This is a genomic window from Mesorhizobium sp. WSM3879 (assembly GCF_002294915.1).
GTDB lineage: Bacteria > Pseudomonadota > Alphaproteobacteria > Rhizobiales > Rhizobiaceae > Mesorhizobium.
Window position 1 is genome coordinate 526,388 of record NZ_NSFZ01000004.1, and the last position, 23,082, is coordinate 549,469.

The 23,082-nt window shown below is 58.5% G+C and carries 28 protein-coding genes; 15 read left to right on the forward strand and 13 right to left on the reverse strand.

Annotated elements, in window-relative coordinates:
- Nucleotides 1-69 precede the first annotated feature (69 nt).
- The 3 genes from CK218_RS12550 (at nucleotide 70) to CK218_RS12560 (ending at nucleotide 3,097) form a co-directional block, all read left to right on the forward strand.
- On the forward strand, nucleotides 70-732 hold the full coding sequence (locus CK218_RS12550) for a 5-formyltetrahydrofolate cyclo-ligase (protein WP_095827885.1): 663 nt from the start codon (nucleotides 70-72) through the stop codon (nucleotides 730-732).
- A 104-nt stretch (nucleotides 733-836) separates the two neighbouring features.
- Entirely contained in the window at nucleotides 837-2,432 is a 1,596-nt protein-coding gene (gene ctaD / locus CK218_RS12555; protein ID WP_095827886.1) for a cytochrome c oxidase subunit I, read from the forward strand.
- Nucleotides 2,372-3,097: a Tim44/TimA family putative adaptor protein gene (locus tag CK218_RS12560; protein ID WP_179294482.1), complete on the forward strand. Its 726-nt coding sequence runs from the start codon at nucleotides 2,372-2,374 to the stop codon at nucleotides 3,095-3,097. Before ctaD ends, CK218_RS12560 begins: the two co-directional genes overlap by 61 nt.
- Nucleotides 3,098-3,219: 122 nt before the next feature.
- Here CK218_RS12560 and CK218_RS12565 read toward each other — a convergent pair whose 3' ends face one another.
- From CK218_RS12565 to CK218_RS12605, 9 genes are all read right to left on the reverse strand, one after another.
- The gene (locus CK218_RS12565) at nucleotides 3,220-4,041 is read right to left on the reverse strand and encodes a universal stress protein (protein ID WP_095827888.1); all 822 of its coding nucleotides are present in this window, start codon (nucleotides 4,039-4,041) and stop codon (nucleotides 3,220-3,222) included.
- A gap of 156 nt (nucleotides 4,042-4,197) precedes the next feature.
- A complete protein-coding gene (locus CK218_RS12570; protein ID WP_095827889.1) occupies nucleotides 4,198-4,488 on the reverse strand; it encodes a hypothetical protein in 291 nt (96 codons plus the stop codon).
- Nucleotides 4,489-4,569: 81 nt separating this feature from the next.
- The gene (locus tag CK218_RS12575; protein ID WP_095827890.1) at nucleotides 4,570-6,099 is read right to left on the reverse strand and encodes an FAD-dependent oxidoreductase; all 1,530 of its coding nucleotides are present in this window, start codon (nucleotides 6,097-6,099) and stop codon (nucleotides 4,570-4,572) included.
- A 401-nt stretch (nucleotides 6,100-6,500) separates the two neighbouring features.
- Entirely contained in the window at nucleotides 6,501-7,157 is a 657-nt protein-coding gene (gene fsa / locus CK218_RS12580; RefSeq protein ID WP_095827891.1) for a fructose-6-phosphate aldolase, read from the reverse strand.
- 123 nt (nucleotides 7,158-7,280) lie between these two features.
- Nucleotides 7,281-7,652, reverse strand: a complete 372-nt coding sequence (locus tag CK218_RS12585) for a DUF488 domain-containing protein (protein WP_095827892.1) — start codon at nucleotides 7,650-7,652, stop codon at nucleotides 7,281-7,283.
- Nucleotides 7,649-7,858 (reverse strand): hypothetical protein, encoded by a 210-nt coding sequence (locus CK218_RS12590; RefSeq protein ID WP_095827893.1) that lies wholly within the window; start codon nucleotides 7,856-7,858, stop codon nucleotides 7,649-7,651. The genes CK218_RS12585 and CK218_RS12590 overlap by 4 nt, the downstream gene beginning before the upstream one ends.
- Before the next feature lie 39 nt (nucleotides 7,859-7,897).
- Nucleotides 7,898-8,320: a cytochrome c family protein gene (locus CK218_RS12595; RefSeq protein WP_348628722.1), complete on the reverse strand. Its 423-nt coding sequence runs from the start codon at nucleotides 8,318-8,320 to the stop codon at nucleotides 7,898-7,900.
- A gap of 108 nt (nucleotides 8,321-8,428) precedes the next feature.
- Entirely contained in the window at nucleotides 8,429-10,198 is a 1,770-nt protein-coding gene (locus tag CK218_RS12600) for a GMC family oxidoreductase (protein ID WP_095827894.1), read from the reverse strand.
- A 27-nt stretch (nucleotides 10,199-10,225) separates the two neighbouring features.
- The gene (locus CK218_RS12605) at nucleotides 10,226-11,074 is read right to left on the reverse strand and encodes a gluconate 2-dehydrogenase subunit 3 family protein (RefSeq protein ID WP_095827895.1); all 849 of its coding nucleotides are present in this window, start codon (nucleotides 11,072-11,074) and stop codon (nucleotides 10,226-10,228) included.
- A gap of 69 nt (nucleotides 11,075-11,143) precedes the next feature.
- Between CK218_RS12605 and CK218_RS12610 the strand changes: the two genes are divergently transcribed.
- Nucleotides 11,144-12,031, forward strand: a complete 888-nt coding sequence (locus tag CK218_RS12610; protein ID WP_245434999.1) for a LysR family transcriptional regulator — start codon at nucleotides 11,144-11,146, stop codon at nucleotides 12,029-12,031.
- Nucleotides 12,032-12,047: 16 nt separating this feature from the next.
- Here the strand turns inward: CK218_RS12610 and CK218_RS12615 are convergent, their stop codons facing one another.
- The 3 genes from CK218_RS12615 to CK218_RS12625 form a co-directional block, all read right to left on the reverse strand.
- Complete coding sequence (locus CK218_RS12615) at nucleotides 12,048-12,809, reverse strand: ATP-binding protein (RefSeq protein WP_245435002.1); 762 nt, start codon at nucleotides 12,807-12,809, stop codon at nucleotides 12,048-12,050.
- 175 nt (nucleotides 12,810-12,984) lie between these two features.
- Nucleotides 12,985-13,509 carry a plastocyanin/azurin family copper-binding protein gene (locus tag CK218_RS12620; RefSeq protein WP_095827898.1) on the reverse strand — a complete coding sequence of 175 codons (525 nt, stop codon included), beginning with the start codon at nucleotides 13,507-13,509 and terminating at the stop codon, nucleotides 12,985-12,987.
- A complete protein-coding gene (locus CK218_RS12625; RefSeq protein WP_095827899.1) occupies nucleotides 13,506-13,919 on the reverse strand; it encodes a DUF5602 domain-containing protein in 414 nt (137 codons plus the stop codon). The genes CK218_RS12620 and CK218_RS12625 overlap by 4 nt, the downstream gene beginning before the upstream one ends.
- A gap of 431 nt (nucleotides 13,920-14,350) precedes the next feature.
- Between CK218_RS12625 and CK218_RS12630 the strand changes: the two genes are divergently transcribed.
- From CK218_RS12630 to CK218_RS30595, 4 genes are all read left to right on the forward strand, one after another.
- Nucleotides 14,351-14,857 carry a PTS sugar transporter subunit IIA gene (locus CK218_RS12630; RefSeq protein WP_095827995.1) on the forward strand — a complete coding sequence of 169 codons (507 nt, stop codon included), beginning with the start codon at nucleotides 14,351-14,353 and terminating at the stop codon, nucleotides 14,855-14,857.
- Between the two features lie 132 nt (nucleotides 14,858-14,989).
- Complete coding sequence (locus CK218_RS12635; RefSeq protein ID WP_095827900.1) at nucleotides 14,990-15,454, forward strand: group III truncated hemoglobin; 465 nt, start codon at nucleotides 14,990-14,992, stop codon at nucleotides 15,452-15,454.
- Nucleotides 15,455-15,515: 61 nt separating this feature from the next.
- On the forward strand, nucleotides 15,516-15,977 hold the full coding sequence (locus CK218_RS12640; RefSeq protein ID WP_095827901.1) for an Rrf2 family transcriptional regulator: 462 nt from the start codon (nucleotides 15,516-15,518) through the stop codon (nucleotides 15,975-15,977).
- Nucleotides 15,978-16,026: 49 nt separating this feature from the next.
- Nucleotides 16,027-16,170: a hypothetical protein gene (locus CK218_RS30595; RefSeq protein WP_179294483.1), complete on the forward strand. Its 144-nt coding sequence runs from the start codon at nucleotides 16,027-16,029 to the stop codon at nucleotides 16,168-16,170.
- Between the two features lie 557 nt (nucleotides 16,171-16,727).
- Here CK218_RS30595 and CK218_RS12645 read toward each other — a convergent pair.
- Complete coding sequence (locus CK218_RS12645) at nucleotides 16,728-17,087, reverse strand: hypothetical protein (RefSeq protein WP_095827902.1); 360 nt, start codon at nucleotides 17,085-17,087, stop codon at nucleotides 16,728-16,730.
- A 26-nt stretch (nucleotides 17,088-17,113) separates the two neighbouring features.
- Here CK218_RS12645 and CK218_RS30070 point away from each other — a divergent pair, with 26 nt between their 5' ends.
- The 7 genes from CK218_RS30070 to CK218_RS12675 all read left to right on the forward strand — a co-directional run bounded on the left by CK218_RS30070 (nucleotide 17,114) and on the right by CK218_RS12675 (nucleotide 22,906).
- Nucleotides 17,114-17,293, forward strand: a complete 180-nt coding sequence (locus CK218_RS30070; protein ID WP_143749629.1) for a hypothetical protein — start codon at nucleotides 17,114-17,116, stop codon at nucleotides 17,291-17,293.
- A 69-nt stretch (nucleotides 17,294-17,362) separates the two neighbouring features.
- Nucleotides 17,363-18,364, forward strand: coding sequence for a hypothetical protein (locus tag CK218_RS12650; RefSeq protein WP_095827903.1), 1,002 nt, complete (start codon nucleotides 17,363-17,365; stop codon nucleotides 18,362-18,364).
- A gap of 32 nt (nucleotides 18,365-18,396) precedes the next feature.
- Entirely contained in the window at nucleotides 18,397-18,642 is a 246-nt protein-coding gene (locus tag CK218_RS12655; RefSeq protein ID WP_095827904.1) for a hypothetical protein, read from the forward strand.
- 61 nt (nucleotides 18,643-18,703) lie between these two features.
- Entirely contained in the window at nucleotides 18,704-19,501 is a 798-nt protein-coding gene (locus tag CK218_RS12660; protein ID WP_179294484.1) for a hypothetical protein, read from the forward strand.
- A gap of 210 nt (nucleotides 19,502-19,711) precedes the next feature.
- Entirely contained in the window at nucleotides 19,712-20,392 is a 681-nt protein-coding gene (locus tag CK218_RS12665) for a hypothetical protein (RefSeq protein WP_095827906.1), read from the forward strand.
- Nucleotides 20,393-20,434: 42 nt separating this feature from the next.
- Nucleotides 20,435-21,319, forward strand: coding sequence for a class I SAM-dependent methyltransferase (locus CK218_RS12670; protein WP_095827907.1), 885 nt, complete (start codon nucleotides 20,435-20,437; stop codon nucleotides 21,317-21,319).
- Nucleotides 21,320-21,829: 510 nt separating this feature from the next.
- Complete coding sequence (locus CK218_RS12675) at nucleotides 21,830-22,906, forward strand: DnaJ family molecular chaperone (protein WP_179294485.1); 1,077 nt, start codon at nucleotides 21,830-21,832, stop codon at nucleotides 22,904-22,906.
- The last annotated feature ends 176 nt before the right edge of the window (nucleotides 22,907-23,082 follow it).

Sequence of the window (23,082 nt, forward strand, 5' to 3'; positions counted from 1 at the left end):
GTTTGCCTTCCTATTTCCGACGGAGCACGTTGCAGCAACTGTGCGGGGCGCACGGATACGGAGCTGGCGATGGCCGAGAAGAGATACCCCGACCTTGAAATCCACGAATACGCTTCCCCGCCCTGCTTCGCACACGAACTTACATCCGAATATGGCGGACGATCGGAGCCAGGAGATTCCTGGAGCGATGTCCTTCGCTGGCGCAAGGCGGAGCGGCAGAGGTTGATCGAGGAGCGCCTCGCCATCGAGGTCGACGAGAGGAAGGAAAGGTCGGCCCGCATCGCTTCGCGCCTCGATCTTGCCATCGGCAAGGTCAGCGGGCGCATCGTCAGCAGCTATTGGCCGTTCCGCGGCGAACCCGACCTTCGCAACTGGGCGATCACGATCATCGAGCGCGGCGGCAGGATCGCGCTTCCGGTCGTCATCAGGAAGGGCTGGCCGCTGGAATTCCGCGTCTGGAGGCCGGGCGACCCGCTTGAGCGTGGCGTGTGGAACATCCTGGTCCCCTCACGCGGACCATCGGTCGTGCCAGATGTCGTGATTGCGCCGGTGGTCGGTTTCGACGCAGCGAACTACCGCTTGGGATATGGCGGCGGTTTCTTCGACAGAACGCTCGCGGCGATGCACAGGCGGCCGCTGGCCATCGGAGTGGGTTACGCCGGAAGCCGGCTCCAAACGATCCGTCCGCAGTCCCACGACATTGCGATGGACGCAATCGTCACGGACGACTGAAACACGAAGCAGGCAGGAGCTAGTTCTCCGATCGCGACGGCGGCTGAACGTCGTCGATCGCGACAACGATCCGGCATGCCTGAATGAAAGGCAGGTAGAGTACCATGTCGAATCCAGCGGCATCCTTCGACGACCACAAGCCCCGATTTCTTGTCAGGTGGCTGTACTCGACCAACCATAAGGATATCGGGACGCTCTATCTGTTGTTCTCGATCATGGCAGGGATACTCGGCACCGCGCTTTCGGTGCTGATCCGGATGGAGCTCCAGGAGCCCGGCCTGCAGATATTCAGCGATCCGATGACTTACAATGTTGTCGTCAGTTCCCACGGCCTCATCATGATCTTCTTCGTGCTCATGCCGGCCCTGATCGGCGGCTTCGGCAACTGGATGGTGCCGATCATGATCGGCGCACCCGACATGGCGTTTCCGCGCATGAACAATATCTCGTTCTGGCTGCTGGTGATGGCGTTCATCCTCTTCATCACCTCGATGTTCGTGCCGGGAGCGCCGGGCACGCTCGGCCACGGTGGCGGCTGGACGCTCTATCCGCCGCTTTCGACCTCCGGCCAGCCTGGTCCCGCGGTCGATCTGGTGATCCTTTCGATCCACCTTGCGGGAGCGTCATCGATCCTCGGCGCGATCAACTTCATCACGACCATCTTCAACATGCGTGCGCCAGGAATGTCGATGCACAAGATGCCGCTCTTTGCCTGGGCGATGCTGGTTACCGCTTTCATGCTTTTGATGTCGCTGCCGGTGCTTGCCGGCGCGATCACCATGCTGCTCACCGACCGGAACTTTGGCACGACATTCTTCGTTCCCGACGGCGGCGGTGACCCGATCCTTTACCAGCACCTGTTCTGGTTCTTCGGCCATCCGGAGGTCTACATCATGATCCTGCCCGGTTTCGGCATCATCAGCCACGCCATCTCGACCTTCGCCAAGAAGCCGATCTTCGGCTATATCGGCATGGCCTATGCGATGGTGGCGATCGGCGCGATCGGCTTCGTCGTCTGGGCGCACCACATGTATACGACCGGCATCTCCGTCGACAGCCAGCGCTACTTCGCCTTCGCCTCGATGGTCATCGCCGTTCCGACGGGCGTGAAGGTGTTTTCTTGGCTCGCCACGATGTGGGGCGGGTCGATCGAGTTCAAGACCCCGATGCTTTGGGCCATCGGCTTCGTCCTGCTCTTCACCATAGGCGGTGTCACCGGGATCATAGTCGCAAGCCCCGGCATCGACCGCTCGTTGCACGACACCTATTTCGTAATCGCCCACTTCCACTATGTGCTGTCCTTGGGCGCGGTTTTCGCCATCTTCGCTGGCTTTTACTACTGGTTCCCGAAGATGACCGGCTACATGTACAGCGAAGCCTTGGGAAGACTGCATTTCTGGACGATGTTCATAGGCGTCAATCTCGTCTTCTTCCCGCAGCATTTCCTCGGCATGGCCGGCATGCCGCGCCGCTACGCCGACTATCCCGATGCCTTCGCCGGCTGGAATTTCGTGTCCTCGATCGGCTCCTACATCTCGACCGTGGGGCTGATCATCTTCTTCGTCGCGGTCGCGGAAGCCTTCAGCCGCAAGCGCCCGGCCAGCGCCAATCCATGGGGCGCAGGGGCGACCACGCTGGAATGGCAGCTGCCCTCGCCGCCGCCATTCCATCAGTGGGAAAGGCTGCCCCGCATCCACTGATATGTGCATCTTCGACAAGTCGATGGGTGAATGTCATGAGCGAGACCACAGACCCGAACAGCCAGATCTTTCTCGTTGCGATCCTGGCGCTTTATTGGGCAATGCTTGGGAGTTGGAGCGAACTTCTGTCGCGCTGGAACGACGAGAGGGCCAAGCGGAACGCTGTGCCGCCGCAGCAGGACGTCAGTACCGAAAACGCGTCCTGCGCGGACATGTTCCAGGATGCGCTTCGCAAGATCGATCCGGATTTCGACCTCGCTGCATTCCTGTCAGGCGCCAGGAGGGCCTATGAAGCGATCCTGCGGGCGTTTGCGGATAGTGACATCCAGACCTTGAAGCGCCTTGTCGGATCGGAGGTGCTTGCCGCCTTCGAGCGAGAGATCGTCGAACGCCGGGATCGGCAAGAAATACTAGAGCTCACCTTCATAGGTACGGACGAAGCCAAGGTTGTCGACGCGTTCGTGGCGGATGGTACCGCCGAGATCGTCGTTCGGTATGTTTCCGACGTGATCAGCGCTACACGCTCTGCCGACAATGCAGTCATCGCTGGCGACCCCCGGGAGATCGTCGAGATGATCGATACCTGGACGTTTGCCTGCCAAACCCAGTCAAGGAAGCGGAACTGGATGTTGATCGCCACCGAGGGCGAACAACAACAAGCCTGAGTTCTTGCGATAGGGTCCGGCCGGCAGGTTTGTCGCGGTTAACGAGCAGCCAACCCAACGGCTGGGATGCGTTCGCGAAATCTGTCAGCCGGTGGGATGCACTCGGCCATCGATGCCGGCGATCAGTTCGACATGACCCGGTTCAGTCGATCAGCTTCAAGTAGCGAGCGGGTAGCGCCGCCGAAGATCCACTCCCTGAACCTGCTGTGGCCGTAGGCGCCTGATATGACCAGATCCGCGTTCATTGCACCGGCGACGTCGGCGATCGTTGCGCCATTGGGATTTTCCGGAAACACCTCCGCCTTGGCCTCTACGCCGTGCAATTCAAGGAAGGCGACAATATCGTCCAGCCCGTTCCAGGTTTCGTCGGTTGGACCGTCGTCGATCGTAATGGCACGGACTTCCTGAGCCATCTGCAAAAAAGGCATGGCATCTACGACCGCGCGCCTGGCCTCACGCGTGTCCTTCCATCCGACAAGAACCTTGTTGATACGGAAATTCTCCTGGTTGGTCGCTGCCACAAATACGGGCCGTCCGGCCTGAAGGATCAGATTGCCGAGGTCGGTGGAACGATAGGCGTTGCCGAAACTGGCACCCTCGGGCGAGGCTGTGACGATGAGATCGGCCAATCGCGCCGATTCGATCAGCAATCGGGTCGGATTACCCACGGCCGCACGCCATTCCGTATGAACCGTCGCGCCAGCAATGCTTTCGAACTGCGCGTGGAGGTCATCGAGCCGTCGCTTGATGTTCTTGCGCTGGCGCATCATGCTCTCCCCTTCGAAGGCCACTCCACCTTCCATTACAACCGACGGCTGAACGTCGGCAGCCGATAGACCTATCAGGCGCGCATCGAAGCGCTGGGCCAGATCGACGCCGAGCTTGACAACAGGAGCGACCATCCCGTCGATGTCGAGATTGAGAACGATTGACTTGTAGCCCATATCGGCTTTCCTTCCGTTGGTTGCAGTTGAAGCCGGCGCCGGAACGCAAACGTCAACAGGGCCCGCCGCGACATCCGGCAAGGTTCCAACAAACTCAATGACGAACGATGGTTAGGGTGAGGAGTACGCCGGCCGGCGCGATCGTCAGGTCCCCGCCTACTCGAACATAATCCGAGCGGTGCCTCTTTTGGCGATCAAGGCTCTGCGAACTTCCTGAACCCGTTCAGCCTGTTGTTTGGTATAGGGGCCCATCGGCCGCGTTTTTTCATTGCCGCGACGGACCTGGCAGTACCAGCGACCGCTGTCGGAGAAGATTTCGACCGACGTCGGCATCTGATGGGACTCTTGTCCGGCAACCTCCTTGGCGAACGCGACGATCTTTGAATGATGCTGAGTGGGCGCAATGATTTGCAAATCCCTGGCAACGTCGTGTTGCAATGCGGACATAGATCGGTCTCCTTTAGGTCGCGGCGACATACTCGGCTGCGTCATTCTCGGTGCGCTCCCACCCGTGCTCGAGAGCGCGCTCTAGCTTGCTGTTTGGCGCTCCATTTCCAGCTCGGCCTGCAGACTTTCCAGGTCGCGGAAGATCGAGGCGACAGCGAGCGTGCGCCCCTCCCGTTTGAATCGGAGCAGGCAATCCCTGGCCGCGACGTCTCCATCGACCGAGATCTCGTCCCATCGCTCGGCATGGCCGACATAGTTGATGGGCACATCGTAATGCTGGCTCCAGAAGAACGGCACCGCCGCGAACTTCTCGCGATGGCCAAGCATGTTGAGTGCGGCGGTGCGACCTTGTCTCTCCGCAACCACCCAATGCTCGACCCGAAGATGGTCGCCACTATGAGGATCGGGCCATCGAGCAATGTCGCCGGCCGCGAAAATTCCGGGCGCGCTTGTTTCCAAAAACGCGTTCACCGCGACACCGCGATCGAGTTTGAGCCCGGCCTTTTCGGCGAGCCCGGTGCGTGGCCTGACGCCGACGCCGGCCACCACGAAATCCGCCACCAACGTGCCGCCGCTGCTGAGCTTCATCTTGTTGCCGTCGATGCTGGCCGCAGTCGCCTCGAGATGGAAGACGACACCCTTCTCCTCATGGAGGGCGCGGATGAAGTCGCCCATCCGCGGACCCAGGACCCGCTCCATAGGCCGCCTGTCCGGCGCTACGACGTGAACGTCGATGCCGCGCGAGCGCAGCGCCGCCGCAACCTCCAGGCCGATGAAACTGGCGCCGAGCACGATGCAGCATCTCGCATTCGCGGCCCGCTCGATGATCGCCTTGCAGTCGGCGAAAGAGCGCAGCGTGTGGACAAATGATTGCTCGGCTCCGGGGATAGCAAGCCGAACTGGTTCGGCCCCCGTGGCAAGCAGCAGCCTTTCGTAAGAAATCCTGACGCCATCCGACAGGACAACCTCGCAGGAGCGCGGGTCGATGCGGTCGACCTTCGTATCGAGGCGCAGGTCGATGTTGTTTTTCAAATAGAACTTCTCGCCGCGCAGCGGAATCCAATCCTGCGGCGCCTTGCCAGCGAGATAGTCCTTTGAGAGGTTCGGCCTGTCGACGGGCGGCGCCTGGTCATCGCTGATCATGATAATGCTGCCCTGGTATTGCTCGCGCCGCAGTGTCTCGGCGGCAGCGAACCCGGCCGCGCCGCCGCCGACAATGATAATTCTCTCCGGAGCCGCGCCGCCATCTCGCACCATGGGTGCCGTGCGCTTACGCTTCTCGACCACAAATATCTTGCCTTCTCGCTGTTCCACCGACCAGCAGGCGAGTGGGTTGAAGGCGGGTGCGCGCAGGGCCTCGCCCGTGCGCAGATCGAAGCATGCGTGATGCCACGGGCACCGAACCGTGTCTTCTGCTACCAGACCGTCGACGAGCGGCCCGCCGTAATGCGTGCATGTCGCGCTGACCGCGAATACCTCGTTCCCGCGTCGCACCAGCAGCACCTGCTCGTCGCCGCAATGGCCGACGAGCTTGCCGCCATCCTCAAGCTCGGCGATCGCGATGCCCTGAACAAGATCCGGACCATTTGCTTTCGAATGGCTCTCAGCCATTTTCGTCTCCGTTGGCGATTCTCAGCGCAAGATCGATAACTGGAGCCTCGATAGACTTCGCAAGCCCTGAAACATGTTCCATCCAGGCGCGCCTTCAGACCGACGCTTTCGTTTTCACCGGAGCTCCCGACTAAAGCGGAACCGCTACGTCCCCAGTCTCCTGCCATCCAGGGCACCATGCAAACGAATTTAGTGAGCGATTGAATGCATTTTTTGTGTTGGATTCCAGGACCATGCGATGGACGAACGAAAAGTTGCATCGGAGGTCTGTGCCCGTGAGGACAAAGTGAACATGCCGGCCACTTTGAGGCGGCGGTGTCACCGCGGCGCGTCGTTCTCGACCAATCCGCCCTTTCGGCTGCTCACGGCTCAAGCCATATCGGACCGCCGCCGGCAGGTTTTTAAAGGATCGCTTGCCCCGTCTTACTCCAGTCTGCGAGAAAAGACGCCAGACCCTTGTCGGTGAGTGGATGTTTGGCGAGGCTTCTAAGTACTGCTGGTGGCACCGTCGCGATATCGGCGCCTGCCATCGCCGCCTCCTTGACATGGAGAGGGGTGCGAATTGAAGACGCCAGGATTTCAGTCGTGAAAGATTTGTCATTGTCGTAGATCGCGCGGATTTCACGGACCGCTTCCATCCCGTCCAGTCCGATATCGTCCAGCCTGCCGACGAACGGCGAAATGAACGTCGCGCCGGCCTTGGCCGCCAGCAACGCCTGATTTGCCGAAAAGCACAGCGTGACATTGACCTTGTGTCCGCGCTGGCCGAGCGTCCGGCAGGCTCTGAAACCATCCCAGGTGGAGGGCACCTTGACAGCCACATTGGCGGCAATGATCGCCAAACGCTCTCCTTCGGCGATCATGCCGTCGAAGTCGGTCGCGGTGACTTCCGCCGAAACCGGGCCTTCGATCGTCCCGCAGATCTCCTTGATCACATCCCTGATCGGTTGACCGGTCTTCGAGATGAGCGACGGGTTCGTGGTCACCCCATCGACAAAGCCTGCTGCGGCAAGCTCGCGAATTTCAGATATATCGGCTGTATCGATAAAGAATTTCATTGTGCGTCTCCTCGATGATTTGATGAACCTTCCTCGGTTTGGTTCCAGAAAAGTGATTTGGACCCGCTGTAGTGGTCACACGCCTCATATCCTTGATGGCAAAGGCAGCGCGGCGCGACGTCTCTAGCGATGTCCCAGCAAAATCTCTCTCAGGACGACGGCATCGTTGTGGGCCTCGTCGTGAGCCGAGTAGACGAGCGTGACAGCGCCGTGTCGTATCAGGTCGCGGAGCCGGTCGAGCTCATCGCGATGTGCGTGGATTTCCGCCGCATATCTCCGACGGAATTCCTCCCAGCGGGCGGGATCGTGTCCGAACCATTTCCGAAGCTCGGCGCTTGGCGCGAGTTCTTTCATCCAGCAGTCGATGCCGGCGTCGGTCTTCTTGACCCCGCGCGGCCAAAGCCGGTCAACCAGCACCCGCGTGCCATCGTCGGCAGCTGGGCTCTGATATGCCCGCTTCAGTTTTATCCTCTCGTCGATGACTTTCCCGCTCATCCGTCCGTCTCCTTTTCGTTGACGGCATCGAGAAGCCCGGAGAACTCCTGTCGAAGTATCATCGCGTCGGCTTGATCGGATACGATGACGAAGATGCTACCCCGATACCGCTCGATCCAGTGATGGCCGGTTCCGTGGCTGCGCAGGTAGTCACCGATCTGATGAACCGTCGAATACCCCAGGCCCTGATGCAGGAGGAATTTCATAAGGTTGTGCTTTGCAAGCCAGGACAGATCGTCCCTGGCTCAGGGGGAGGCCTTCTGCCCTTGAGCGTTGAACTGTCTTAGATAGGCGATCACATCGGCGATCTCCTGATCCTTGCTGAGACCGGCGAATGTCATCTTCGTGCCTGGCACCAATTTGCGCGGCGCGTGCAGATATGTGGTCAGCGTCGGTTCATCCCAGGTCAGGCCCGAATTCTTGTTCGCCGCGGAATAGTTGTAACCCGGGTAAGTGCCTGCCGCACGGCCAACGACGCCATTCAATACAGGCCCTATTCCGTTCTTAGCGTCGGGGCCGACCGCATGGCAGGCCATGCACCTCTTGAAGACCGAGGCGCCGGCGTCAGCATTGCCAGGAGATTTGTCCTGGGCCTGCGCAGAGCCGACTGCGGTGAGGATCGCGGTCGCCAATCCGAGCAAGGTCGATTTCATGTTCGCTTCTTTCAATGAGCTAAGGCTGATCCCGGCCGAATCCGCCCGGACAATGTTGGGGTCGATACACGCACCCAGTCTGCCGAAACCGAACCCGCGGATCCGGATCCGGCAGACTTCGCTTCAGGAGGGAACCAGTGGGCCGGGGTTCTTCAGATACTGGTTTTTGATTGCGTCCACTGCCCAGTAGGCAAGAGCGCCTACCGGTCCGGTCGGGTTCTTCCCCGCGTTCTGGGGAAACACGCAAGCGCCGGTTACGAATACGTTCGGGACATCCCAGACCTGCAGATATTTGTTCAAAACGCTCGTGCTTGGGTCGGCTCCGAAGACTGCGCCGCCCGTGTTGTGCGTGCTCTGGTATGGCACGATGGAATAAGGCACGGGCGGAATGCTCCGATCGACCTTGGTCGCACCCATCTCCTTGGCAATCTTCACGCAGATGTCGGCCTGACCGTTCATCTGCTTTATCTCGTTTTCCTGGAAATCGAACGTCATCCTCATCAGCGGACGTCCAAAGACGTCGGTATAGGTCGGATCGAGGCTCAGATAGTTCTGTCTGTAGGCCATCACCGCGCCCTGATTGCCGACGCTGGCCGCGTGGTCGTAGTTCTCTATCACTGCCTTCTTCCAGTCGGAGCCCCAACGCGGCGTGCCGTGGGGCGTCGGATGCGACTGGATTGGCCGGGCGCCCGAGTTGCTGCAGCTGATGCCGCCGCCTCCGATATAGCCGGCCTTCACGAAATCGTAGTTGTCGCCGTTGAAATCATCCATGCAGGTGCCGAGCGCGCCGGCGCCCATGTAGCGGTTCAGGATGGTTTTCTTGTCGAAGAACGCGGTAGCCCCGCCACCGCACTGGTAGGCATAGTTCCGGCCAACCACGCCCTTTCCCGTTGCCGGGTCATAGGGAACGCCAATCCCCGACTGCAGCAGCAGATTGACGTTGCCGAGCGCATAGGCCGACAAAATGATCAGGTCGGCGGGCTGCACGAATTCGCGGCCGCGCGCGTCGAGATAGGTGACGCTGACCGCCTTCTTGCGCGTCGAGTCGAGATTGACCTTCAACACGATCGAATTTGTGCGCAGTTCGAAATTCGGATTCTTCAGCGCCAGCGGAATGACGGTGAAATGCGGGCTAGCCTTGGCATTGGCCTCGCAACCGAAACGTTCGCAAAAGCCGCAATAGTGACACTGGCCGAAGGCCACGCCATCGGGATTGACATAGTCCCGTGACGCATTGGACGACGGGTTGGGGAAAGGGTGATAGCCGAGGTTGCGGGCGGCCTCCTCGAACATCACCATGCTCTGCGCGGCAATCATCGGCGGATTGGGATACTCTGCCTTTCGCGATCCCTCGAAGATGTTGCCGCCATCGATCTTTCGGCCGTTGATGTTGCCGGCCTTGCCGGAGGTGCCGCAGGTCTTTTCAAACTTGTCGTAATAGGGCTCGAGATCGTCATAGGTGATCGGCCAGTCCTGCAGGTGCATATCCGACGGGACGATCTTTTCCCCGTATTTGTCGACGGTCCGGGTGCGCGCCTGATGGTCCCATTCAAGCCAGCGCCAGGTCACACCGTTCCAGTGCACACCTGCGCCGCCGACGCCCTTGCCGGGCAGGAACGAGCCGAGCTGACGCATCGGCAGCGCCGTTTGCGATTCGTTGTTGCGGAACGTGATGGTTTCCCGCCGCACATTCTGCATGAGGTCGTGGCGGGCGGCGTAGCGCAATTCGTCATGGATTTCCGGGTCGATGAAGTCCGGATTGGTGTCGCGCGGCCCTCCCCGCTCAAGCGCGACGATCTTCAGCTCGGTGGACGCAAGCTCCTTGGCGATGATGCCGCCTGTCCATCCAAGGCCGACAATCAGGACGTCGACAGCGTTCAGTTTGGTGGCCACGTCAAAGTCTCCTTCTTCTTCCGCCGGTCAAATAAGGTCCTGGATTCCCTTCGGCTCAGCCTTGTAGGGCTTGTTGCGGAACGGCTCGATCTTGTCCGCGTACATGGCGTCCGCGCCGGGAAAGCCGATCATCTTCCAGGCAGCCGCGCCCTTGTTCCCGCCATACATCGGGTCCGCGAAATAACCCTCGATCGTGAGCTGCAGCAGGAGCCCGAAGAAGGTCGCCGTCGGCACTGTCGGAAGCTCGACCTTCTTGCTGTCGAGGTGGGCCATCACTGCGGCACGGTCTTTTGCCGACAAGCCGTCGAAGGTACTCTTGCGCTCCTTCTGCACATAGGCGCTGACGTCGGCGATGCCGGCCCGCATCAACTCCGACGGAGTCATCGGCAGTTGATAGCCTTGCTCCGGCGTGCCTTCGCCGAACGGCCCTTCCAGATACAGCCGATCGCCCTTGCCGTACCCGCCGGCCATCTGCCGGTCGATGTAGGTCGCGACGCCGAGCTCCTTTGCGCCGGGACCGGTTGAATCGCTCGGAATGAGGGTGTCGACCGCCGCCTCGACAAAGGCGGATTCGTTCGCGTTGAAGAACTCATAGCCGGCTCCTCCGGCGTGAGGTTCGGTGGCCGTGGCCACGTGATGATGTTTCGTGTCGGAGGCCGCAGCCACGATTTCGTCCGCCGACGCCGATCCGCCTAACGGCAAAGTGCTCGCTGCCGCCCCGGCCGCGCCGAACAGCTTCAGAAAGTCACGCCGTCCTACGCCGCCTTGGTCGCTTTTCTCTTTCGTCGACATGATTTCTCCTGTGATGCTGCAGGCAAAACGGTGGGTGAGGTTGGAGAGGGCTCGCGCCCACCCCAACCCGGCGCTGCGCAGCATTCAGCGCTAAGCCTCGGTGGATTTCCTGAAGCCTACTGTTCGTGCTAGTTATGTGGCAAACGAAATTCATTGACATTTAAGCGCAATTTTTATGCTATCTGCGATATGGACATTCAACTCGCCCGCACCTTTATCGAGATCGTTTCGACTGGGAGTTTCATTCGGGCCGCTGAACGGCTGAACGTGGCTCAGACGACGGTGAGCGCGCGAATCCGCAATCTTGAGCAGCAGTTGGGCCGCGCGCTCTTCGTTCGGCACAAGGGTGGAGCTTCGCTCACCCCTGCTGGCGAGCAGTTCCTGCGTCACGCCCCGATGTTTGTCCAGCTATGGCAGCGCACCCTTCATCAGGTTGCCGTGCCGCCGGGCCGCCGAGCTGTTCTCACGGTCGGCAGCGAAGTCAGCCTTGCGCAACCTCTTCTGCTCGATTGGGTCCGATGGATGCGCCGCTCGCTTCAGGATATTGCGCTTAGAGTACACGTCGACGTGCCGCAGGATTTGATCAACCAGGTCGCGTCGGGACTGGTCGACTTGGCAATCATGTACGCGCCCCCCCACAGACCGGGTTTGAAGATCGATCTGCTTCTGGACGAAAAACTCGTCCTCGTAACTACAAATTCCGAAGCGCGCGTCCTGGACGAATCCGATTATGTTTATATGGATTGGGGGCCGGATTTTGGACTCCACCACGGGATGAATTTCCCGAGTGCTGCGCCGGACCTTTCTTTCGATTTGGGACCGCTCGCACTGAGCTATGTTCTTGCGACGGGCGGCTCCGGATATTTCAGAATGAACTCAGTGCAACCCCACATAGAGGCCGGTCGGCTTCATCTTGTGCCTGAAATGCCGCAGTTCTCCTATCCGGTTTACGCAGTGCAATCCGCAAGTGCCGACGAGAGTGTAGTAGGCCCTGCCTTGGTGGGACTGCATGCTGTTGCGGGCGGTGACATTAAGCCATAGGTACTTTTGATGACGCCTAGGCTTCCGGCTGGATCGAAGGGAACAGCAGGTCGACTGTCGTCCCAAGCCCCGGTTCGCTTGCAATGCGGACATGGCCGCCAACCATCCGTATCAATGCCTGCACCTGTGACAGCCCTATGCCGGTGCCCTTCTCGCCTTTGGTGGTGAAGAACGGATCGAACGCCTTTCGCAGGACTTCCGCGGTCATGCCGCAGCCTTGGTCCTTGACGCGAACACAGACGAAGGTTCCTGGTCCCGGCGGGTCAGGCGTCGGGGTCTCCTGCACCAATGGCTCGGTTACGATCCTAATCTCGCCACCGTCGGGCATGGCGTCCCGCGCGTTGACGACGAGATTGAGCACCGCGGTGTCGAATAGCGCGGGATCGATCAGGCAATCCGGAATATCGGAGCCAAGTTCAAGCCGGACGCGTATGTCGGGCCCGGCGCCGTACCTCAGCAACGGCTCGAAGGACCTGAGGAATTCATTCAGGTCGCCGGCATGTGCTTCGAGCTCCCGGTGCTTTGCGAAAGCGAGCAGTTGCGAGGTCAAATCGATCCCCCGATCGATCCCTTCCCGCGCCATCGCAATGAAGGCATGCACACGTTCGGGCTCGTCGGCTCTTTTTTCCGCGAGTCTCAGGCCGGATTCGATGACCGTCAGCAGATTTCGGAAATCATGAGCAATGCCGCTCGTCATCTCGCCCAACGCGGCAAGCCGATAGGCCGTATGCTCGCGTCGTTCGATTGCGGTTAAGGCAGCGAGGGGAGCGCCCGGCAACTGGGAGCGCCCGTCTCGTTCTAGTTGAAACTGCGATTTGTTTTCGCATGGATACACCTTGTCCGTCATGAAGCCGCCCCCTGCCGTCACTGACGATAGCCAAGGAAGCCGCGCCCCCAGACTGATCGTCGTACTCAGTCCTCCTGTTCAGCCAGGCTTTTTTCGTGGGCATGATCTAACCACGCCGGATGATTCCTTGTGTCATGATGTCTTCGACGTTCGGAAATGCCCTGAGGGCCGCCTCCGGCAAATCGCCATCCGCGCCGACCATTTCACTCCAGTCATGAGCCTCAGGTGCGCCGACGATGATGCGACCGACCATCCCGGCTGGCTCATGCGGGACGCAGTAGTAGTCATAGGTCCCCTGTTCGGTGAGGGTAACCGAAAAGCTCTCGTTGGGCAGGAGGTAGCCGGAATCCCAAGGTCTTGCCGTCTTGGGGATGCGGCGCGGCCGATCGAAGTTCGTTCGACTGTAGGCAGTTGTAGTGTGCGAATTGCCGGAATTGAGATTTGTCCAGCGAACAGTCTGCCCTGGCTTGATCAGAATGCCTATCGGGTCGAACCAGACCTGTGAGCCGTCGTCGCGCCCTTGCATCCTGATTTCCACCACGTCGTCGGCCCACGCGACCTGGGAAGAGAGGGAAAGGGCGGCGACGAGCCCGCCGCCCCCGCCAAGTACCTGACGACGCGTGAGCATCATTTGGCGACCCGCGCTTCGTCGGCGGCCGGGACATGCCACAGCACGACGTGGACATGCGGTTCCGGAACGCCCGGGTGCCCGGCATTGTAGTAAACGTCGACATGGTCGACATTGCCGCCCGGCGCCGCGAGGTTATCAAAACGTTTGTCCGGATTGAGATCCTTGATCGGCAGCATGTAGATGGTGCTGACAAGCTTGCCGCCGTGGTCATAGGCAAGGAACGGACCCGCAGGCAATGTCGCCGGATCGACAAAGAGTTGGCCCATGCCCGGAAGGAAGTCGGGCAATTTCACGAGTTTGCTTACCTGTTCGTAAGGAGCGGGTGGCGGAGATTTGATGACATCGCCCGCCGCCATGGCACAAAGCGAACTGGCCATTGTCACGACGACTGCGAGGGCAAGCTTTTTCATCACGGTATCTCCTTGTCGAACTAAAAAAACGCGATGGCCGATGATCTAGAAGAAGGCTCAAAAAAAACCGATCTTCATTGGCGACACGACCCGTCCGGGTCCGACCAGCAAGCAGGAGACTGTTCTGGTCGTCAAACGAAATTAACTGACATTTCAGTGCATTATTTCTGCTCGCCAGGGCGGGCTCTGTTTGCTTGATTTCGACAAATCTCTCACTACCTCTGAATTGCTATGAACATCTTCAGCCTCAATTTCCGGCGAGAGCCAAAACGCCTCAAAACGGGCCATTAGCCCGGCCGCGAGAAGGCTGTGGCTTCGCGTCCGGGACGGCCAGGATCTCAAAATTCGAAAGTGATTTCGGCTCTGCCTAAGCAGCGCGGCTGAACGCTCATTTGCGGTCGCGCTTGGATCGACGCGGAGGTTTGACCCTGATGATCTCCCCCATCTTGTCGAAAGAAGACATCTCGCTTGACCTTGCGACAAAGGGAAAGCAATCAGCCTTGTCAAAAATCGCGATCAGGATTGCGCGGAGAACTGGACTCGACGAGCAAATGGTTCTGCGTGGTCTTTTCGACCGCGAGCGCCTCGGCTCGACGGGCATCGGTCGTGGTGTCGCGATCCCCCATGCTCTGCTCAGCACAATCTCTTCACCTGTCGCGTCTTTGACACGTCTGGCCCCGCCCATCGATTTCGAGGGCCCGGACGATGACCCCGTTAATCTCATTTACACTGTGCTCTGGCCGCGCTCTGCCACTTCCACTTTTCTCCCCGCCCTTTCGCAGATGTGCCGGCTGTTTCGGACATCCCAGGTTGAGCAGCTCCGGCAGGCACGGTCATCTGATGAAGTGTTGGCAATTCTCGAAACTGAGCCGCATCAGGAATTTCCACCAGTCTGCATACTTCCTGTGTCGGGTCTGGCCGCTGTTCAGCAACACTAGGTCGGACAGCCCCACACCTCTGGTCCGGACCCTTCGTGGGACGTCTTGCCTCACATAACATAGATTGACAATCTATCTTTTGTAGAGGATCCCTTAAGGAGTGGCTTGCATGGGAGAAAACGGGATATACCGATGAGCGAGGATGGTCGGAGCAAGAGAACTATCGTCGTCCACGGCACCCTGTTGCCGAACGTGCTCGACGAGACAATGATCCGCGGCGTGGTCCACGGTTTTTATGACGAAATTCGACGCGATGACCTTCTCGGCCCCATTTTCCACGATCGGATCAAGCCAGACAGATGGCCACAGCATCTAGCGAAGATGTGCGACTTCTGGTCTGCGACGTTACTTCGGACTTCCCGATATGAAGGCCGGCCACTGCCGCCACACCTGGCCATAGCCGGCCTCGGCACGGCGCATTTCCGTCGCTGGTTAAAGTTGTTTCGCGCAACGGTGCGCCGCATTTGCCCGCCTGAGATGGCGGCGCTTTTTATGGAGCGCGCGCTGCGTATCGCTCACAGTTTCCGTCTCGCGATCGCCTTCAATCGCGGCGCGACCACGATTGGCATCGAACCCATCGTCGAGAAAGACTTGTGATGCAGGACTGGTTTGTAAGTGGGTTCCATAAATTCACAGCGATCGACAACAGGAGGCATCCATGCGGCTGACCAGCTTCTCGGACTATGCCTTGCGGATGCTGATGTACACGGCCTCCGCTGGTGGCCAACTCATAACGATCGAGGAAGCTGCCCGCACCTTCAACGTGTCGAAAACGCATCTGAACAAGGTAGCCAATACCCTGACCCGTAGCGGCTATCTGAAGGCAATCCGAGGCCGTTCCGGTGGTCTTATTCTCGGGCGCCGACCCGAGATGATCCGGATTGGCGATGTCGTACGGTTAACCGAGCCGGATTTCGCACTGGTTGAATGTTTCGCCACTGGAAACCAATGCGTACTAACCGCCTCCTGCAAGCTTTCAGGCATGTTGGGCGAAGCGATGACCTCCTTCCAGAACACCCTTGACCGCTACACGCTGGCCGACATCACGCTGATGCCGGAGGACTTCCTCGGCGGCCCGATACCACCCGTTCGCTCCGGGGCGGCATGCAACGGCGTATAACGTTGCGTGGTTTCGATGCGTGCTGCTTTTGTTCGGATGGAGATGAGCCATGGCTGAACCAACGAAGAACGGTCAACATGCGACAAAGGAGATTGATTCTGGTATCGATCCGGCCAACAGTCTGCTGCCGATGCTTATCGGTGGGCTTGTCCTGATAATCATCGGTGCGATCATCGTTATGATGTTTGTCTAGTCACGCGACGACGGTGTGTGACGCTATCGACTCGTGCTTTTGGCCGAGTGCCTGGTGAATGGCACACCGAGCTGGTCGAACGCAGACCTGTCGATCGAGAAGTACAGGTTACTTCCGGTAGTAAAAATATTCCTCCAAGCTCCCGAAAAATTCGTTCTGACTGGGCGGCGGTTAACGGCTCAGTGTGAAATGGGTATTTTACACTGACGTTGGGCCCGCATCGGCGAATGGCCGTCTTGGGAGCTGTTTGCAGACAGTCCGCTTCTCGACGATCGAGGATAAAATGGCTGCCATTAAAGCGCGAGGAAGTTGTAGCTCGACCTCTCCCTTACCAAGGGAGTAACAGGGTCGATCGCCAGACACATCAGACACCAGAAACCAAAGATTTCCGGGTCCGGGACCGTCCGCAAAGTTTGTGTTGGCCGACAAAATTTGTGCTGCGATGCTGCAAAATGGGGTCTGCGCTGCAATATGCAGCACAGAAAAGGGGCGCTTTCGCGCCCCTCTCTCGCAGCTATTCCTCGCCGCGTTCCTTCTTGCCCCGGCTGCTGTCCGCCTCACCCACCGTCCAGTCCGCGAACTTGTCGGCCGCGCTGTCCGACGTGACCGTGGTCAGGCCGGCGTGCTGCCCATCCGGGCGGGCCGCTGGCGTTCAGCGCGGTCAGACCCAGCGAGAGCGCCGGGGCGATGGTCAGGCGGTAGAGCGACTTGGCGCCGGTCCGCTCGGCCGTGTTGTTCTTGTCCGAGTTACAGCCCGCGCCCATGGCGATCAGCACGTTCTGCAACTGCGAAATGTAGTAGGACGGTCCAGCGCCCACGCCGATGTTCGCAAGGTCACGCTCGTACCGCAGGCCGGTCAAGGCCTTGACCAGAATGTCCGCCGGTCCATCCCAGCCCGTGCCCGAGCCGGCCAGCATCTTGAGCTGTTGATGGGGAACGACTGATGACCGGCCGCATCGTCACGCTGGAAGCCGCCGAGCAGGTGGAGCGCTACGAGTTAGAGCAATTTCAGGGCCGACAAGCGTTACGCGGAACTGCTCCGGGCGAGCGTCAAGGCGGATTTGGCGAAGGTTCTCGCCAACGAAATGGGTCAAAGGAAGCTGGCGAAAATGATATGCGATGATCATTTTTAGCTTGCTTCGCCGCCGGGTATATGATACGCAAATATCACTTAATGTGATTGGAGCGCATCATGAAGCCGTCGCCCGCATGGTCCAATATCGAAACCGACATCCGGATCGTCATGTCGCTGATAGCGGATGTTTGCCGTAATATGATCGGCATGAGGGATCCGAATGGTCGAGGCGACGCAGCAGCGGCGGCGCTCCTAGGCCTGCCGGACCTCAGCGGCATCAATGGCTTTGTGGTTGAAGAGGCGTACGACTCGTTCGAACGCCGCCCCGATTCCGAATTCCTGGCAAAGATCGATATCGAAGGCACGCACTTCGCCCATGCGGCGCGGCGCTGCTATGATCTGGTCGCGACACGTGGACCGATCGAGGAAATCCAGTATCAGGACGATCGCGACGATGGCCTGCATTGGCTCTGGTATTTTCTGTCGACAATCCCAACCGATTCCTATGGAACAGATGGGGACTACTCCGGCATCAAGCATGATCCGGACTCGAATCTGCGCCTCCTTCACGATCTGGCATCTGCGCGTCTGACCCTGGCTGAATATGTCGACGAGGTGACCAGAGCGACTGCGTCGTGGGAGAAGGAATGGCGCTCCCGTTGCGTATTTACGCCACGGGACATCTCGCTTCTTGGCGACGTGAACATTCGAACTGTGCGAAACGTCATGGGACCAAACGGCAACAAGCCGATCCGCACCGAGACGATGGGCGGAAAAGCTTCGCGGCCGGATCTCGTCTGGGGTGATGCGCTCGACTCCATCGAATGGCTGTCGGGCCGGAGGGGGTTTCAGCCCGGACCGCTCTCTCCGCAATGGGTCGACCGCCGCGTCCCAGAAATCGGAAGCTTGCGCGCGCTCGGGGCGCTGCCCGGTCTGGTGACATGGATCAACCGAACAACCACTGAGGAACTCGCGGCCCGTCTCTCCTGGCCCGTCGAACGGGTCCGCAACTGGACGCGTGGGAACGATATCGATCCCGAACAGGCACACTCAATTGCAGTGACAGCCGGGCTCGACGGCAGGGCCTATGCCGACCGGGTCAAAGCCCTTCTCGCCTGAACCTCAATCACCATCAAAACAAGGAGACGATCATGAAGCGCATTCATCCCGTGACCGGAGAGCTGTTCCTCCCGTACCGCTATCAGGACGGCAAGTTCCGCGTGGCCGACCCGCGTCACGGCGCGGTTAAGAAGAAGGCCGAATATCAGATTGCAGTCGACACCGAAGAGGAGCTCGAAGCGTATGTCCGCCGCCGTTTCCATGTACGCATGCAGGGCGTGCGTGGAAAGAAAGTCAAACTGATCTCGCCGCAGGAAATCGTCTTCAAAGCCGCCTGAGCCGCTCATCATGCACGTCCCACCTTCCCGCGAAATCATGAAAGGTTCGAGAAGTCTCCTCATGCAGAATACCGAACTGTTTTTCCACTTCCGTCCAATCCTCGAGGATATGAGCCGCGCCGATCTCGATCAGGAAATCGAGCGCCCGAACAGGCTGGTCGTTGCAACTTCGGCGCTTGGCCGCAAGAACATTGAAGTGGTCTACGCGCCCTTCGATCACGTCAATCGAGAAGCCGACATTGTCATAGTTGGCATCGCGCCTGGTCGCCAGCAGATGCGGAACGCGCTGATCGAAGCACACCGTCTTATCCAGATGGGCGGCCGCGACGACGAAGTGATGGCGGGCGCGAAGGTGTTTGCCAGCTTCTCCGGGCCGATGCGAGCGAATCTCGTGTCGCTACTAGACGGGATCGGCATCGACAAAGTGCTGGGACTGGACAGCACGGCCTCGTTGTGGGGCAAAGCCAGCAACCGGGTCCAGTTTACGTCAGCGCTTCGCTATCCGGTCTTCATCGATGGCGGAAACTACTCCGGAACGCCAGCGATCGCCTCAACGTCGGTTCTGATCGACCAGCTGCGTCAGTGGTTTTTTCCCGAAATGGCTGCGCTGTCGAACGCTATCTTCGTTCCGCTGGGTCCGCAGATTGGCGGGATCCTGGAAAGAACTGCCGAAGGCCTTGGCATCGACCGCAACCGCATCCTCTCCGGCCTTCCGCATCCCAGCGGAGCGAACGCCGAACGGATCGCATTCTTCCTCGGCCGGAAGATGCGCGCTGCGTTGTCAGCAAAGGTTGCGCCCGATCCGATCGAACGCAATCGCGAACTCCTCCAGAGTAAGGTTGCCGCACTGGCAGCCTGAACAGCTGAGCCGCATGCTAGCGGTGGGACGCGCAGCCAGCGGTCGTGTCCGTCATGAAACAACACTGGCGGCCGGAGTACCTTCTCTTTCGGGGTGGGATCCGGCATAGCTAGGATTGGCTAATCAAGCCGACGGGCCACGGCAATATAATGCAGCTTTCAATCCTGCTCATGGCCATTGTCTTTTGTTTCGTCTTCGGTGGGCATCGAAATGGGCAATCCGATTCACTACAGCGTCGAACTTCCGCAGCGATGTTTGCAGCTTATCGAAGAGCTGTGGCCCGCCGTCCAGCGGACGCGGCAGCGGGAACGTCCCGATCTAGGGCCTCTTTCGACTACCTTCCTAATTTCCATGTCGATGCCGATCATCAATCTTCCAGTCGAACGGCTCGAACGACACAAGAACAGCACGTCTGACGGCTACGCGGATGACCGACACATTGACGCGAAGGTGTGTGCGGCCGTGGAGCAGGTTCTTGGTGGCCACGAATTGAAACGTGCACCTTTCTTTGTGCAAGGCGCATGGCGTTTCACGACATGCACAAAGTCACCGCTGCCAAACATTGCACGCGGCCTGCCGGATGCGATCGCAAGTCAGCTCTCAGATGACGAAGCTGAGACACGAGCCAGCAGGATGCCGACATCGCAGTGGTGCGGCATTCTGCGAAACGCAATGGCGCACGGTGGCATCGCGTATCTCGACAAGAATGGAAGGAGCACCTATGGCAATCCGGTCGAAAAGCTCCTCTTCGCGAGCGGCAAGTTTGATGGGGATGACAAGCTCGTTGCCGTGAACTTGCTCCGGATCAGTGAACCGGACTATCGCGCCTTCCTCGGACGATGGGTTGACTGGCTCGTAGCTTCCGGGGTCGCCGGAGAGCTCGCAGCGTGATGTGTCAGAGAGGCTGCAACTATGAGAGGATGTTTGGGGTAAATGAGTCAGATCGAGACGATTCCGGCCGCTGCCGAGATATTCGCCCTTACAAAGACCGAGATCGAAAAATACCTCGAAAACGAAGGCTATGACCTGGTCTCGTCGTCAGCACGTTTGGACGAACGCTTGCGCTGGGTATGTGATCCGATCCAAGCGAAGCGACTGGAGAAAGCTTGGGCCACGCGGAATGAAAAGCTACGGCTGGAGCGGCTCTACGAATTCCCGAAAACGCTTAGGCAAGCTCATCTGCTGTTCAGCCAGGACCGGGAACGGATCGCACATTCTTTCGAATGGATACTGGCTTCGATACCGCCGCATGCAAGGGCAATCGCGGATGTAGGATGCGCAACTGGAACCTTAGCTCGCCTCATCGCCCAATCGCGTCCGTCGGCAAGAGTGTGGGGGATTGACAGAGCGGCCAATCTCATTGGAGCGGCGAAGACGGCGAACAATCCCGTCAACGTTCAGTTCGAAACAATCGATATGTCTCGCCTGTCGAGTGTCGGAAGGTTTGACGTTGTCGTGTCGGCTTGCGGCATTGAACAGCCATACCTGCCTGGGCCGAGTTTTGAAGACCTCATGATGACCGAGGGAAAAGGGATCATGCCCGCATATCGGCGAACGGTGGCTTCCGGCTACGGCGGGATGCTTTCTGGTCTGCGTCAAGCGGTCCATGATGGTTCTTACTTGGTCGGGGTTTTCCGCATCCCCAATCAAACGCACTTCCTCACGTTCACGGACGTAGCCGCTGAGATCGGATGGCGGCTCGAGGGCTCGTTGTCCAAGAAGCTGAGAGTCGGCAACGAAACCTTCCCGGGTGCCGTCTTTGTGGCATGCGCGCAGGGAGCCGCCGTGGACGCGTCAGCGGTGGCGAAGTTCTATTAGACCTAGCTTGCCGGATGCGTTCGCAACCAGCAGACGATTAACGCAGCTGCTCTGCTCGTTTCCTTCGATTAGTTAAGTCGGTTTAAACTTCGGCCTCAACACGGGCGCGAACCCCTCCGCTCCGCCTGCCGATGACCATTTCCGGATCGCTGGGCCTAGAAGCATTTGGCAGGAGAATCTGTCGATGCGGCGCGCGGTGCTTTGTTTTTGTTGACACTAGGAACCGAACAGTGATCATCCCCGTCGGGGTGCGTGCCTTTTTTTGGGGGGTGGAATGGGCTGGCAACGGGAAAACATTCCCGGTCTGAAGTTTGATCGCCGATGGAAGTGGCTTCTCCTGCCCGGCTTTATCCTTCAGTGGCTGATGTATATGTTTCCAAGTGGAAACTATGGCGCAATTGTTGCCGCAACTCGGCAATCGCGAAGCCCCTTCATGACGTATGCATTCAGCGTTCTTTTCTATATCATATTGGCATATATTGTTTTCCTGCTTCTTACGAGTCATTCATAATGGCAAGGCGTAAACAATCTGGCGTTGATGACCTTATCGGTTGGGGTGTGACCCTATTGGTTATTTCTGTAATTGCAATTGTGTTTGCACTGATCGCAATTATATTTCTCATCACATGGCTGTTTTATCTATATCCACTTATCGTACTTGGCTCGTATTTATATATTCGCCATAGGCGCCAATCCTACCCAGAGATACCGAGCGCCTCCGAATACGACTCAGAAGCCGTTGCGGATCAAGTCAAGGCACTGGTCGGGACACGCTCTAAGTTCGTAAATCACATCCAGAAATTCTATGCGCTCGGCGAAGAGGGTGGCATACATTTGACGAAGGGGAGCAATGAAACACGATTTGACACGCGATCGAGCCTTGGCCGAGAATTGAATGACAAGATAGAAGCGGCTGAAGAGATGGTCACTAAACTATCAAACGTTATAGAAGATCAGATATCCGATGTAACAACCAAATTTCCATTTGATGGTTGGAGCATGAAGTTTTATGAATGGAAGAGATGGGAATCTGCTAAAGTTGCGTTATTCGAATCAGTTCGCTACCTATTTCTAATTTCTGTCATTGCTTATGGATGCTCGCTTTTCTTTCAAGAGTGGTTTTTGTCATTCCAAAATATTCTTGCTTGGAAGCCTTTCCCAGACATCTTGCTAAGTCCCCTCTTGATTGGCGTAATAGGTTCGGCGATATCGTTCCCTTTACTGCTCAGATACCACCAAAAAAAGCTTCTCGATCGAGTGGATGCAGATGCGCTGGCACAGTGGCATGCACTGTCGCGCAAATGGACGGCGTCTCACTTCGAGAGTTTATTCCAAGATGCCGAAGAAGATTTCGCTGATCGGAGCAAGAGCATTGACGAGGAGGCAGGTAACGATTGGCATCTGATATTGAAAGTGGAACCATCAGCATCGCCTGACGAGATCAAGATAGCCTATCGAAATGCCGTGAAAGATTATCATCCGGACCGCGTCTCTGGGCTCGGCTCGAAGCTCCAGGAACTGGCAGAGCGCGAAACGAAGCGTCTCAACGCTGCCTATCAGGCTGCCCGGACGCAGAAGGGCTTCTGATGTTCAAGCCATGGGTTGGAGATGATGGGGGGCACTGTGACAACGCCCTTCAAGGCACCCGCTTGCTGGTGTTAGGAGAATCTCATTACTGTGATCCTGCAAAGCCTGAGCTAGTGGGCCCTTTGTGAGCCGGACGTGACAAGCTACGCAGTACAGCGATACGCACTTGAAGGGGT